Raw genomic sequence first — 12,493 nt, forward strand, 5'->3', positions numbered from 1 at the left:
ACAGCCGACATGCCGCGTTCCCGTTACAAGACCCTGGTTGATCGCTATGCGGCAGACATTCGTGGCGGACGATTGGCGCCGGGCACGCGACTGCCAACGCATCGGCAGCTGGCGAGCCAGGAAGGACTGGCGCTGGTTACCGCTTCACGGGTTTACGCCGAGCTCGAAACGATGGGCCTGGTCAGTGGTGAAGCTGGGCGCGGCACGTTTGTCCGGGAAACGTCGCTGGCGCCGGGGCAGGGCATCGATCAGAAAGACGTGGCGGTCGGCATGATCGACCTGAATTTCAACTATCCGGCGTTGCCCGGTCAGGCTGAACTGTTGCGCACGGCGTTGCGGCAACTGGCGTTGTCCGGTGATCTGGAAGCGTTGTTGCGTTATCAACCCCACGCCGGGCGTGCCCACGAACGCGCCTCGGTCGCGCAACATTTGTCGACACGCGGCGTGACCGTTGAAGCCGACCAAGTGCTGATCGTCAATGGCGCTCAGCAAGGTTTGGCGGTGACGCTGATGGCCCTGCTCAAACCCGGCGATGTGATCGCCGCCGATGCGCTGACCTATTCGGGATTCAAGGTGCTGGCCGACGCGCTGCATCTGGAAGTGCTGGCGATCCCGATGACGGAACATGGCCCGGATTTGCCGGCACTGGACAGACTCTGTCGCCAGCGTGCGGTGCGCGCCGTATACAGCATGCCGACGCTGCACAATCCGCTGGGCTGGGTCATGCCACTGGAACAGCGCGAGCAATTGGTGGCGATTGCCCGGCGGCACGATCTGACAATCATTGAAGACGCTGCCTACGCGTTTCTGGTCGAGAACCCGCCATGCCCGTTGATTGAACTGGCACCGGAACGGACGCTTTACGTATCGGGCCTGTCGAAAAACATCGCCACCGGTTTGCGGGTCGGCTTCATTGCCGCGCCGCTGCCTCGAGTGCCCGGACTGGAGCGAATCGTTCGTGCGACGACGTGGAATACCCCCGGGGTGATGACCGCCATCGCGTGTGGTTGGCTCGACGACGGCACCGTCACCGTGCTTGAGGCGCAGAAACGTCGTGATGCGATGGCGCGACAGGCCTTGGCCGCCGAGGTGCTGAAAGGGCTGCGCTACGTTGCTCATCCGGCTTCGTATTTTCTGTGGCTGCCGCTGCCCGAAGATGTGCGTGCCGATCAGATCGTGGTGGAGTTGATGCAGCAGCAGATTTCCGTCACCAGCGCCGAGCCGTTTTCGCTGTCGGCCCATACGCCCCATGCGATTCGTCTGGCTCTCGGCTCGGTGGACATGCACGTGTTGCGTCAGGCGTTGATCACCGTCAGAACGATCATCGGCGCTTATCTGTAAACTGCGCCCACGCCATGCAAAGTCAGGTTTGGACTGTTCAATGAAATTCACCACGATACTGTTTCTCGCCTTGATCTTCAGCGCCAGTGCACAGGCTGAGGGCGACCCTGAGGCCGGGGCGAAAATCTTCCCGCGCCTGTGCGGCGGTTGCCATCAGGTTGGCGAGTCGGCTCGTTCGGGGTTTGGTCCGCAGTTGAACGGCATCGTTGGCCGGGCTGCGGGGACTTCGGCCAATTATGTTTATTCCGATGCGATGAAAAACTCGGGGATTACTTGGGATCGGGCGACGTTGAAGGCGTATCTGAAGGATCCGAAAGGGGTGGTGCCGGGGACGCGGATGATTTTCTGGGGGCTGAGTGATGAGGAGAAGCTTGAGAATCTGTTGGCTTATCTGCAGATGTTCAGTGCCGAGCCCTAGTCGGGCGATGGTTTTCCGGCTAATTCAGTACATATCCATTGCTGCGGTAACGGCTGCTTAGGGTTTCGCCCTTACGGCGACTCACTTTTTTTACAAACGCCTAAAAAAAGTAAGCAAAAAAACGCTTGCTCCTACGTTCGGCCCTCGCAGGCTCGGGTTCCTTCGCTGCGGGACTGATCCGGGCGCAGCGGCTACGGTTTGCTTCGCTGCACCTCCTTCCGCTGTGTTCGACTGCGTCGAACGGTCGCTGCGCTCCCACGCCCGGATCAATCCCTCCGCTCAGCCTTCCGACGTCGCCGGTGGATCAAGATCAAAAGCACTCGAGCTAACGCTCATTGTTGAGTGGGGCGGCTTCGCTGCTTTGCTTTTCTGTGGGAGCGAGCCTGCTCGCGAAAGCGGTTCTCCGGCCGACCCAAATTTCCGCTTTTACCCCATCCCTGTGGGAGCTGGCTTGCCAGCGATGGCGGCCTGCGGGCCGACCTGTTTCTGGTTGATATACGCCGGTGTCAGTGGGCATGAAACGCAACCTGATTGCGCCCCGCAGCCTTCGCCTGATACAGCTGCTGATCGGCACGTTTGATCAGCGTCGTATGGTTGTTGTCCGCCGGATCTGCCAGGCCGAGGCCAATACTCACGGTAACGTTGCCGACGCCGGGAAACTCCGCGTCGGCTACCGCTGCGCGAATCTTTTCGGCGACGACTTCCGGGGTGTCGGGTTGCGCTACTTCCGGCAGCAGTACGGCGAACTCTTCGCCGCCGTAGCGGGCGACGAAATCGGTGCTGCGTACGCTGTTCTGGATCAAGGTCGCCAGTTGTTGCAGGACCTCGTCACCGACCGCGTGGCCGTGGCTGTCATTGATGCGTTTGAAGTGGTCGGCATCGATCAGCAGCAGGGCAAACGGGCGTCCGGTGCGTCGGGACAACAGCGAATACTCAGTGATTTTTTCGTCAAACCGGCGGCGGTTGTAAACGCCGGTCAAGCCGTCGTGTGTGGCCAGGCTCAGCAGCTCGGCGTTGGCCTCGGTGAGTGCGGCGGTGCGTTGTGCCACGGTGGCCTCCAGCGAGGCGTTGGCCTCTTGCAGTTCGCGCTCCTTGCCGAGCAGTGACTGAGTCATTGCATCGATGGATTGGCCGAGCTGGGCGATCTCCAGCACCGGATGCTGGAGCTGGAACTGCGCGCCGGACTGGTTGTTCTGCACCTGTTTGGCCGAGTGCGCGAGTTGTTCGATTGGGCGGCTCAGGTACAGCGCCAAGTAATAAGCCACCAGACCGAAAACGATTGCAGCGAAAACGCCGAGGATCAGCAATTCGTATTGCAGCATCCGCGCCGGTTGCAGCGCGGTTTCCAATGGCTGGCGAATGGCGATCGACCATGATAGCGCCGTGCCGGATGGCGTCGGCACGGTGACCATGCTGGTCAGGTAACCGTTGGCCGCCGTCCAGCCCGACAATACCGGATCGTTGGTCGTCAGCTGCTGGCCCATCAGCGCTTCGGGGTAGAGCACCTTGCCATCGTGGTCGACGATCAGCGCCTGGATATCCGGCGCCGAGTTCTTGTGGGAAAACGCCGCCGACTCGACGATTCGCGTCACCCAACTCCAGTGCGCATGTGCGCCCAGCACGCCAATCACCCGTCCTTCGACATTGTGGATTGGCGCGGCGAAATCGATGAAGCGCAGCGGCTCGCCATTGGGCAGGCCCGGCAACAACTTGGCCAGCAACACTGCTTCGTGGGGATCGCCGGTGTATTGCCGGCGCAGGCCGATCTGGAACCACGGGCGTTTCTGCACCGATTGACCGACCAGCAGATCATTGACCGCCTGGCGCACATTACCCTCGGCGTCAGTGACGCCCATCCACGCATATTCGGCGCGCGCCTGGGTGCGCAACTGCATCGACTTGAGGATGGCTGGATTGTCCAGATCGCCACGCTCCAGATGCGGCGCGCGACTGAGCAGATAGACCTCCAGTTGCCGCTCGCGCAGTTGCTCACCCAACAACGTCGCCGCTGAGCGCGCCGTGTTCAGCAACGCGTTGCCGCTGGCCTGTTTCATTTGTTCGGTGGCGATGTGACCGACATAAAAGCCGACGCTCAATAACGTCAGCAGGGACAAACCGCCGAACCACAGGGTGAGATGGCTACGCAGACTGGCTTTGAACATGGAGGCGGGTGTCTGTCTTTATTGAAGTGGCGCCATGGTATGCGACATCGCCGACGGCGGGCCAGCGAACGGGTTCAAGTAAATACAAAGAAGATTGATGTCAATGAGCCATCATTTTGGTTAGAATGCGCGCCGCCCGAGAGACGGATCCCGGGCGTTTCCCCATGGAGTTTTACTGTGAAATACCTTAGCAAAGTAGTCGCCGCCGCACTGTTCGGTGTGGTTCTGGCAGGTTGCACCGGCGCCCCGATGAAAACCGCCCATTACGACAGCAACCAATACACCGTGGTTGGCCACAGCGAAGCATCGGCCACCGGCCTGCTGCTGTTTGGCATTATCCCGATCCGCCAGAACAGCCGATTTGTGCGCGCGCAAAACGCGGCCATCCAAGCCAAGGGCGGCGATGCAATGATCAACACGCAGGTTCAGGAAAACTGGTTCTGGGCCTGGGTTCTGACCGGCTACACCACCACCATCTCCGGTGACGTGGTCAAGCTGAAAACCGCGCAATAAGCGACGGCTGAATGCAAAAAAGCCCGGCTGATCAGGCCGGGCTTTTTCATGGGGGTTGCGGTCATGCAGTAGATTCATGCAACGCGGCGCTCGATCAGACGATCAGAGCCACCTTCAGCAACGCGGCGTTCGAGCAGACGATCCGAACCACCTTCAGCAACGCGGCGTTCGATCAGACGATCCGAACCACCTTCGGCAACACGGCGTTCGATCAGACGATCCGAACCACCTTCAGCAACGCGACGTTCGAGCAGACGATCCGAACCGCCTTCGGCAACGCGGCGTTCGAGCAGACGATCCGAACCGCCTTCGGCAACGCGGCGTTCGAGCAAACGATCCGAACCGCCTTCGGCAACGCGGCGTTCGAGCAGACGATCTGAACCACCTTCAGCCAGACGGCTTTCGATCAACTTGTCCGAGCCGCCTTCAGCGACCGGGGTGTGAGCAGGCGTTACTGCAAAAGCGTTAACTGCGAAAACCGAGAAAGCGATGCCGAGAAGGGTTTGGCGTTTCATGATCGTGTGCTCCAGGAAGTTGTTTGTTTGTCTGGAGCCGATGTTACGCCGCGCAGTTTTTATGAGAACTTCATTGACGTGATGGTGAACATCGACGCCGATGATGTTTGCCAGGAGCGGTGATTCAGAGCGCTTTCGCCCGGATGCACAACTCGCCGCTGGCACGAATCAGCGCCAGGTCGTGCAGCGCATCGGAGGCCAGACCGTTGCGGACATCGGCCAGCCATGCTGGGCAATTCGGATCCTGGCGATACGGCGCGAAGGCGGCGTACTGCTGCAACAAGCGCTTTTGCAGTTCATCCAGGCGCGGGCGGATCTGTTTGCCCAGATCCGGACGCGGTGTGTCCGGTGCAGCACCTGCCGCTTGCCATTGCGCGAGCAGACCGTATTGCACCAGTTTGTTCGCTTCCATCTGTGCGGCGATCAATTGCGCGACGTCGTCCGGATCGAGTTTGTGTTCGGTGGCCAGAGTTCGGGCATTGGCGATGACCTGCGCCTCACGCGGGCTGTCCTGAATAGGCTTGCCGCTGTCCCATTTGGTCAACGCAACCAGATCACCGATGCTCAGGCGTTCATTCAAAGTGGCCAGTAGCGGTTTCAACGAAGCAGGCGCCGCTGCGGGTGCGGCTGCCTGAGCGTAGGCGGCCGACAGAGCGAGGAGGGAACCAAGCAGAAAATTTGCAACGTTACGCATGAACCGAGCCTCAATAGTACGTGTCGACAGAGTCGCTGATTTACCACAGCCGCAACACTGACACAAAGCGATGCACGGCATTTACACAAATGCAAAACAGACAATCAACACCGTCTGGAAATGTTGATTGCACGCTGCACGCAACTCACCGAAGCTATCGTCAATCAGGCCTGCCGCCGTCGAGATGGACCTCCATTCAATGCAAAGCGCCACCTTCGCCAAACCGCTCTGGCAAACCTATCTGCTGTTTCTCGCGCCGATGGTGCTGTCGAACTTCCTGCAATCGATGTCCGGGACGGTCAACAGCATCTACATCGGTCAGATGCTCGGCACCCAAGCGCTTGCGGCCGTATCCGGCATGTTTCCTGTCGTGTTCTTTTTCATCGCCCTGGTCATCGGCCTCGGCGCTGGCGCAGGCGTGCTGATCGGTCAGGCGTGGGGCGCGCGCGAGACGCACATGGTCAAGGCGATTGCCGGAGCGACTTTGCTGCTGGGTGTGTTGATCGGTTTGGTCGCGGCGGTGCTGGGCACGGTGTTTGCGCGACAGGCACTGACGGGGTTGGGCACGCCGGCGGATGTGCTCGACGATGCGGTGGACTATGCCCACGTCATGTTGTGGATTCTGCCATCGCTACTGGTATTCGTGCTGTTCACCCAATTGCTGCGTGGGGTCAGCGATACGCTGTCGCCACTGCTCGCGCTGATCGTCTCCACCGCCGTGGGGCTGGCGCTGACGCCGGCGTTGATTCGCGGCTGGCTGGGTTTGCCGCCATTGGGCATTCAGAGCGCGGCGTATGCCGGGCTGGCGGGGAATCTGTCGGCAATGGCGTGGCTGGCCTGGCGGCTGATCCGCAAGGGCCATCCGCTGGCGCCGGATCGAGAGTTCTTTGCCGCATTGCGACTGGATCGGGTGATTCTCGGCAAGGTCCTGCGCATCGGCCTGCCCACCGGGGTACAGATGATCGTCCTGTCGTTATCGGAGCTGGTGATCCTGGCACTGGTCAATCAGCACGGCTCGCAAGCGACAGCGGCGTATGGCGCAGTAACGCAGATCGTCAACTATGTGCAGTTTCCGGCGCTGTCGATTGCAATCACCGCATCGATCCTTGGTGCCCAGGCAATCGGCGCCGGGCATCTGCAACGCATGGGTCCGATCCTGCGCACCGGGCTGTTAATCAATGTGTGCCTGACCGGTGGCCTGATTGTGCTGGGTTATCTGCTATCGCACTGGTTGCTGGGCCTGTTCCTGACCGAGGACTCGACCCGGGCGATGGCCGAGCATCTGCTGCACATCATGCTCTGGAGCCTGTTGGTATTCGGCTTCCAGGCCATCATCGGCGGGATCATGCGCGCCAGCGGCACGGTACTGGTGCCGGTGGTCATCTCGATTGTTTGTGTGGTCGGCGTGCAGTTGCCAGCGGCTTACTGGCTCGACGGGCAGTTCGGTTTGCAGGGTGTGTGGATGGCGTTCCCGGTTGCCTATTTGGGGATGCTGATTTTGCAGACCCTGTATTACAAACTGGTGTGGAAGCATCAGAAGATAGAGCGGTTGATATAGGCGCTGGCATAACAACGGGTTGTTTGCTTAAGTCAACCAAGGCCCTCGACGACGCACGCCGCCAGGAGAATGTCATGACGTTGCGATTGCTGTTGGTTGCCGCGTTTACATCGTGCGTCATGGTCGGTGCGCAGGCGGCTGAATATAACCGGGTCAACACCAGCGCCAGCCAGATCAGCTTCACCTATCAGCAGATGGGCTCGCGGATGTACGGCACCTTCGGCAAGTTCGAGGCGATGCTGGACTTCGATACCGACGACCTCGGCAAAGCCCAGACCACGCTGCATATCGATCTCGCCAGCATCGATGCCGGCAGTGAAGACGCCAATACCGAACTGGTGAAACCGGCGTGGTTCGACACCGGGAAATTCCCGCTCGCGGTGTTCAAGTCCAGCCGTTTTACTCAAGTTGACGAGCATCGTTACCAAGTCGCCGGTCAGCTCACGCTCAAGGGCATCACTCGCGAGGTCGAGGTGCCGGTGGAGTTGAAACCGGACAACGCCATCGGCATCTTCGACGGTGAGCTGGTGCTCAATCGAGAGGAGTTCGGCCTCGGCGCAGGGGAGTGGGCTGACAGCGTGGTGTCGAGGGACATCAACATCAAATTCAGGGTGGTGGCGCCACAACAGTGACGGTTCAATAGATCCGGCACGGTATGATGTCGCGGTTCGTCGACGGCTCTGATCATCGGCAACGTTTTTTATCGCCGGAGTTTGCCAATGCCACGCATCACCCACTACACCTCCCCATGCCCGGAAAACGTCAACAGCCAGATCCTGCAAATGGTCGTCGACTACCTGACCGACATCAGTGCTGTCGGCCTCGGCCCGAGCAATCTGCTGTACAACGTTTATCAGTACGCGGTGGGTTATGAGGTGCATCTCTACCTTGAGGCGTTGAACGGCCAGAAGGGCACCGAGGTGGAATTGCTGGTGGCCACTAACGATGAAGACCCGGAGCAAGTCATCGGATTCCTCATCTGTCTGCCGGTGCAGGGCGATTGGGAAGCGTGCAGCGTCGCGTACATGGCGGTGCGTGAAGGTCATCGGCGTCAGGGTGTGGCGCGGGCGATGCTCGCGGACATGGTCGGGCGCTATCCGCATGCGGAACTGGCCTGCAGCATTGGCAAGGTGCCGTATTTCGAGGCACTGGGTTTTGAAGTGATCGGCCAGCGCGAAACCCAGGTGCTGATGAGCACGCGGCATTACCGCAGCAACGGCCTGCGCGGGTTCATCGACACCACGCCGATCTATCGCTCGCTGGAAGTGCAGCAGATTCACACCTATCTGCTGCAGAAGAACGGCAAGCGCGCGATGCTCGATGCGGAAAAACAACGCGACCGCCATCTGGACCAGACCAGCCGCCACGTAGAAGAATTTGTCCGTCAGCGCCTGACCCTGCACTGATCGTCGGCCAATCAAAAGCCCTTGCTGCGCATCCCGCGGCAAGGGCTTTTTTGTACCTGCTAACCGAGCTTGACGTGCATGGTGATGTGCGCGGTGAAGACTTTTTTACCCTCGCAATCGTGAATGTCGACGTTGACTACCTTGTCGCCATCGCTTTGCCAATCCACACCTTCAGCGCTGGCCACAGCGGTGACGTCGGTTTTCGCCTTGGCCAGATATTCCACGGTCATGCCTTTGGGAATCCAGCGCGCGCCGGCCGGGATCGACACGTCGGTCATCATTCCGCCGGCCAGTTCTGCCGCGTTGCACATGGCGATCGCGTGCACCGTGCCGAGGTGGTTGGTGATTTCCTTGCGAAACGGCACGTGCACGGTGGCGGCATTCGGGCGCAACTCGGAAATCAGCGGATTGATGCTGCTGAAGTACGGTGCGAACTGGCAGGCCATTTTGCTGAATGCATCCGGGCCGACGCTGTTGAACATGCTGAGAGATTGACTCATGGGAAGCCTCGCTGGGTAGTTTGCAGAATGATGTTCCGGTACAGAATAATGTTCTGTAACGGAACGGTATTCTGTTCACGGTAAATCTGTCAACCTAGGCGCGATTTGTTCACGGGCACGTGACGCCTTTATCAACCTCCGTTTTTGGACCCGAGCAGCATGGACACCGCCGATCTACTGGAACGCAGCTACCCCGGCCGCCGCGCCGAACTCAAACGCGATATCTTTCGCAAGGCCCTGAGCCTGTTCAATGAACAGGGGATCGAGGCCACCACCATCGAAATGATCCGTGCCGAGTGCGACACCAGCGTCGGCGCGATCTATCACCATTTCGGCAACAAGGAAGGGCTGGTCGCGGCGCTGTTTTTCACCGCGCTGGAGGATCAGGCGCGTTTGCGTGATGCGTATCTGGACGCGGCCAATACCACTGAAGAAGGCGTGCAGGCGCTGGTCTTCAGCTATGTCGACTGGGTCGAGCAACAGCCGCAGTGGGCGCGTTTCCAGTACCACGCGCGGTTCGCCGTGACCAAAGGCCCGTTCAAGGACGAGCTGGCCGAGCGCAACAAGACGCGCAACCTGCGTCTGCGCCAATGGCTGACGCAATCGGGTCGCGCCGCCGAACTGCAGGATTTGCCTGCCGAGCTGCTGCCATCGCTGATCATTGGCCAAGCGGACAGCTACTGCCGAGCCTGGCTGGCAGGGCGAGTGAAAGGCAGCCCGAGCGCCTATCGCGAAGTGCTCGCGCAAGCGGCGTGGCGTTCGATACGCGCCGAAGGTCTCGCCGAGAACTGAAATACGCAGACAAAAAAAGAGCCTCAAAGCTCTTTGATGGGGAGGAAGTAGAGCCCGTGAGGCTCAAGAGGCGTGTGAAGCAAAGCGTGGGCTTGATTGGGGTTCAGAACACCCACGCCTACGCAGCGCCGGATCAATCCGGTCACCGCGTAACTTCATCCTAGGAGCGTGCAATGGACGACTCAAGTACCGCCAGTCGTCCTTGCACAATGCCGGTTCATGCCGGGCGCGATCCCGGCCAACCGGATTTTTTCAGCGCCGCCAGAAGCGTCTGCGCATCCAGGCCCGGCACCGAATGACCGTTGCCCTCTCTGCTGTCGCTGGCGAGCAGGGCATTGATGATCGCTTCTTCCACGGCTTCGGTCGCGGCCAGAAACAGCTCGCTGATGTGGTCGTTGTTGACCATGCGCAAACCGTCGCAGGTGGCTGCGCGTTTAGCCTCGTAAGCCGCAGGCGGGACGTGATCATTGCCGGTGGCGAAGGCAATGAAGATGTCGCCGCTGTGGTCTTCGTTACCGCCGCCGGTACGCGCCAGGCCCAGGCTGGCACGCTGTGCCAGACGCGTGCATTGATGGGGCAGCAGCGGCGCATCAGTCGCCAGGCAGACGACGATCGAGCCCATGCCCGGGTGCGGCAGCGCTGCCCGCAGGAACGGTGAATCCTTCTGTTCCATATAGCGCCCGACCGGGTAACCATCGACGCGTAATTCACTGCGAATGCCGTGGTTGGCCTGCACGATCGCGCCGACGGTCCAACCTCCCTGGGCAGCACTCAGACGTCGCGATGCGGTGCCGATGCCACCCTTGAACTCATGGCAGATCATGCCGCTGCCACCGCCCACCGCACCTTCGACTACCGGCCCGTCCACGGCGCCGTTCAGTGCCTCGGCGACATGCTCGGGTTTGACGTGAAAGCCGTTGATGTCATTGAGCAGTCCATCGAAGGTTTCCAGCACCACCGGCATATTCCAGTAAAGCCGCCCGTCATCCGGCTGCTGCTCTCGGTCCAGCACAATCAGCGCATCACGCACCACACCCAGGCTGTGGGTGTTGGTAAAGGCAATCGGACTGGTCAGCAGACCGGCCTCGCGAATCCATTCCAGGCCGGTCGCGTCACCGTTGCCATTGAGTACATGCACGCCGGCAAAGCACGGTTGCTGGCTGGTCGAGCCGGGGCGCGGCTCGATCAGCGTGACGCCAGTGCAGATGTCACGGCCGCTGCTGCTGCGACCGCGTACATTGCTGTGACCGACGCGCACCCCCGGCACATCGGTAATGGCGTTGAGCGGGCCAGGTTGCATCTGGCCAATCAGGATATCGAGATCACGGGCACGCGGATTCATAAGATTCAGTCTCTTCATTCAAAGGTCGGGCGGCTTACCGCTCGGATGAGGCAGGCAGATTTCTTGCGCGGGCTACTGGCCGTTCTTGACCTTGCTCCACACCCGCGTACGGACGCGTTCGGCGGCTTTGGGCAAGGGTTCGAGGGTGTAAAGCGTGGCCATGGCGGCAGGGGACGGGTACACCGCCGGGTTGTCGCGAGTGGCTGCTGCCACCAGCGCTGTCGCGGCGCGATTGCCATTCGGGTACGACAGGTGATCACTGACCGGCGCGATCACTTCCGGTCGCAGCAGGTAATCGATAAACGCCAGGCCTTGGGCGCGATTGGGGGCGTCCTTGAGCAGCACCAGAGTGTCGAACCACACCGGCGCGCCTTCCTTGGGCAGGCTGTAGGCGATCTTTACGCCGTTATTGGCCTGCTCGGCATTGGTCTTGGCTTCGAGCATCGCCCCGGACCAGCCAACCGCCACGCAGATATTGCCGTTGGACAGATCGCTGATGAACTTCGAAGAGTTGAAGTAGGCGATGTGCGGGCGCAGCTTGAGCAGCAATGCTTCGGCTTTTTTGTAGTCCTCGGGATCGGTGCTGTTCGGCGGCAAGCCCAGGTAATGCAGGGCGACCGGCAGCATTTCCGACGGCGAATCGAGCATCGCCACGCCGCACTCGGCCAGTTTGGCCAGATTGGCTTCGTTGAACAGCAACTCCCAGGAATCCACCGGCGCTTTGTCACCCAGCGCGGCGCGAACTTTGTCGACGTTGTAGCCGATGCCGTTGGTGCCCCACAGGTAAGGCACGGCGTATTGATTGCCCGGATCGTTGACCGCGAGTTTCTTCAGCAGATCGGGGTCGAGGTTTTGCCAGCCTGGCAGTTGATCGCGAGGCAACGGGGCGAGGGCGCCGGCCTTGATCAGGGTCGGCAGGCTGAAGTTGCTCGCCACGACAACGTCGTAGCCGCTGCGGCTGGTCATCAGTTTGCCTTCGAGCACTTCGGCGCTGTCGAAGGTGTCGTACACCGGCCGGATGCCGCTGTCGCGCTGGAAATCATGCAGGGTGTTCGGCCCGATGTAGTCGTACCAGTTGTAGACATGCACGCTCGGCTCGTCTGCCGCCATGGCAACCGAGGAGAGACAAAAACAGGCCAGCAGGCCCGGGTTGATAGATCCACGGTGACGACGCATGATGCGGCACTCCTGGCCTGTCGCAGGCCGGTGATGAACTGGAGTGGTCAGGCTAACGGGCCGGTCACACCAGCCC

13 protein-coding genes are annotated in these 12,493 nt (G+C 60.5%); 7 read left to right on the forward strand and 6 right to left on the reverse strand.

Features of this window, described 5'->3' with window-relative positions; translation table 11 throughout:
- Nucleotides 1-9 precede the first annotated feature (9 nt).
- Together AB4N47_RS06915 and AB4N47_RS06920 are read left to right on the forward strand one after the other, a co-directional pair.
- Nucleotides 10-1,341 carry an aminotransferase-like domain-containing protein gene (locus AB4N47_RS06915; RefSeq protein ID WP_341637172.1) on the forward strand — a complete coding sequence of 444 codons (1,332 nt, stop codon included), beginning with the start codon at nucleotides 10-12 and terminating at the stop codon, nucleotides 1,339-1,341.
- Nucleotides 1,342-1,381: 40 nt separating this feature from the next.
- Nucleotides 1,382-1,759: a c-type cytochrome gene (locus AB4N47_RS06920; protein WP_341637173.1), complete on the forward strand. Its 378-nt coding sequence runs from the start codon at nucleotides 1,382-1,384 to the stop codon at nucleotides 1,757-1,759.
- A gap of 506 nt (nucleotides 1,760-2,265) precedes the next feature.
- Here the strand turns inward: AB4N47_RS06920 and AB4N47_RS06925 are convergent.
- The gene (locus AB4N47_RS06925) at nucleotides 2,266-3,921 is read right to left on the reverse strand and encodes a sensor domain-containing diguanylate cyclase (protein ID WP_341637174.1); all 1,656 of its coding nucleotides are present in this window, start codon (nucleotides 3,919-3,921) and stop codon (nucleotides 2,266-2,268) included.
- Nucleotides 3,922-4,098: 177 nt separating this feature from the next.
- Between AB4N47_RS06925 and AB4N47_RS06930 the strand changes: the two genes are divergently transcribed.
- Nucleotides 4,099-4,434, forward strand: coding sequence for a hypothetical protein (locus AB4N47_RS06930; protein ID WP_024013386.1), 336 nt, complete (start codon nucleotides 4,099-4,101; stop codon nucleotides 4,432-4,434).
- Between the two features lie 74 nt (nucleotides 4,435-4,508).
- On the opposite strand, the gene AB4N47_RS06935 is transcribed toward AB4N47_RS06930, so the two are convergent.
- A complete protein-coding gene (locus AB4N47_RS06935) occupies nucleotides 4,509-4,949 on the reverse strand; it encodes a phage infection protein (protein ID WP_341637175.1) in 441 nt (146 codons plus the stop codon).
- Between the two features lie 124 nt (nucleotides 4,950-5,073).
- Nucleotides 5,074-5,643, reverse strand: a complete 570-nt coding sequence (locus AB4N47_RS06940; RefSeq protein WP_341637176.1) for a chorismate mutase — start codon at nucleotides 5,641-5,643, stop codon at nucleotides 5,074-5,076.
- Nucleotides 5,644-5,842: 199 nt separating this feature from the next.
- On the opposite strand from AB4N47_RS06940, the gene AB4N47_RS06945 reads away from it, so the two are divergent.
- From AB4N47_RS06945 to AB4N47_RS06955, 3 genes are all read left to right on the forward strand, one after another.
- Nucleotides 5,843-7,201: an MATE family efflux transporter gene (locus AB4N47_RS06945; RefSeq protein WP_071171782.1), complete on the forward strand. Its 1,359-nt coding sequence runs from the start codon at nucleotides 5,843-5,845 to the stop codon at nucleotides 7,199-7,201.
- Nucleotides 7,202-7,275: 74 nt separating this feature from the next.
- Complete coding sequence (locus AB4N47_RS06950; protein ID WP_341637177.1) at nucleotides 7,276-7,833, forward strand: YceI family protein; 558 nt, start codon at nucleotides 7,276-7,278, stop codon at nucleotides 7,831-7,833.
- 87 nt (nucleotides 7,834-7,920) lie between these two features.
- The gene (locus AB4N47_RS06955; RefSeq protein WP_341637178.1) at nucleotides 7,921-8,607 is read left to right on the forward strand and encodes a GNAT family N-acetyltransferase; all 687 of its coding nucleotides are present in this window, start codon (nucleotides 7,921-7,923) and stop codon (nucleotides 8,605-8,607) included.
- A 59-nt stretch (nucleotides 8,608-8,666) separates the two neighbouring features.
- On the opposite strand, the gene AB4N47_RS06960 is transcribed toward AB4N47_RS06955, so the two are convergent.
- Complete coding sequence (locus tag AB4N47_RS06960; RefSeq protein ID WP_341637179.1) at nucleotides 8,667-9,107, reverse strand: hotdog fold domain-containing protein; 441 nt, start codon at nucleotides 9,105-9,107, stop codon at nucleotides 8,667-8,669.
- 159 nt (nucleotides 9,108-9,266) lie between these two features.
- On the opposite strand from AB4N47_RS06960, the gene AB4N47_RS06965 reads away from it, so the two are divergent.
- Nucleotides 9,267-9,899 carry a TetR/AcrR family transcriptional regulator gene (locus tag AB4N47_RS06965; protein WP_024013378.1) on the forward strand — a complete coding sequence of 211 codons (633 nt, stop codon included), beginning with the start codon at nucleotides 9,267-9,269 and terminating at the stop codon, nucleotides 9,897-9,899.
- 217 nt (nucleotides 9,900-10,116) lie between these two features.
- Here AB4N47_RS06965 and AB4N47_RS06970 read toward each other — a convergent pair whose 3' ends face one another.
- Both AB4N47_RS06970 and AB4N47_RS06975 read right to left on the reverse strand, forming a co-directional pair.
- Nucleotides 10,117-11,241, reverse strand: coding sequence for a DmpA family aminopeptidase (locus AB4N47_RS06970; protein WP_341637180.1), 1,125 nt, complete (start codon nucleotides 11,239-11,241; stop codon nucleotides 10,117-10,119).
- Nucleotides 11,242-11,313: 72 nt separating this feature from the next.
- The gene (locus AB4N47_RS06975; RefSeq protein ID WP_341637181.1) at nucleotides 11,314-12,417 is read right to left on the reverse strand and encodes a polyamine ABC transporter substrate-binding protein; all 1,104 of its coding nucleotides are present in this window, start codon (nucleotides 12,415-12,417) and stop codon (nucleotides 11,314-11,316) included.
- Nucleotides 12,418-12,493: the final 76 nt, after the last annotated feature.

The sequence above is a fragment of the Pseudomonas sp. S3_G06 genome (assembly GCF_054667565.1).

Excerpts from the sequence above, each read along its gene's own strand:
- AB4N47_RS06950 (WP_341637177.1), top strand. The coding sequence starts at position 7,276 with ATGACGTTGCGATTGCTGTTGGTTGCCGCGTTTACATCGTGCGTCATG.
- AB4N47_RS06975 (WP_341637181.1), bottom strand. The coding sequence starts at position 12,417 with ATGCGTCGTCACCGTGGATCTATCAACCCGGGCCTGCTGGCCTGTTTT.
- AB4N47_RS06960 (WP_341637179.1), bottom strand. The coding sequence starts at position 9,107 with ATGAGTCAATCTCTCAGCATGTTCAACAGCGTCGGCCCGGATGCATTC.
- AB4N47_RS06965 (WP_024013378.1), top strand. The coding sequence starts at position 9,267 with ATGGACACCGCCGATCTACTGGAACGCAGCTACCCCGGCCGCCGCGCC.
- AB4N47_RS06935 (WP_341637175.1), bottom strand. The coding sequence starts at position 4,949 with ATGAAACGCCAAACCCTTCTCGGCATCGCTTTCTCGGTTTTCGCAGTT.
- AB4N47_RS06915 (WP_341637172.1), top strand. The coding sequence starts at position 10 with ATGCCGCGTTCCCGTTACAAGACCCTGGTTGATCGCTATGCGGCAGAC.
- AB4N47_RS06940 (WP_341637176.1), bottom strand. The coding sequence starts at position 5,643 with ATGCGTAACGTTGCAAATTTTCTGCTTGGTTCCCTCCTCGCTCTGTCG.
- AB4N47_RS06920 (WP_341637173.1), top strand. The coding sequence starts at position 1,382 with ATGAAATTCACCACGATACTGTTTCTCGCCTTGATCTTCAGCGCCAGT.
- AB4N47_RS06945 (WP_071171782.1), top strand. The coding sequence starts at position 5,843 with ATGCAAAGCGCCACCTTCGCCAAACCGCTCTGGCAAACCTATCTGCTG.
- AB4N47_RS06955 (WP_341637178.1), top strand. The coding sequence starts at position 7,921 with ATGCCACGCATCACCCACTACACCTCCCCATGCCCGGAAAACGTCAAC.
- AB4N47_RS06925 (WP_341637174.1), bottom strand. The coding sequence starts at position 3,921 with ATGTTCAAAGCCAGTCTGCGTAGCCATCTCACCCTGTGGTTCGGCGGT.
- AB4N47_RS06970 (WP_341637180.1), bottom strand. The coding sequence starts at position 11,241 with ATGAATCCGCGTGCCCGTGATCTCGATATCCTGATTGGCCAGATGCAA.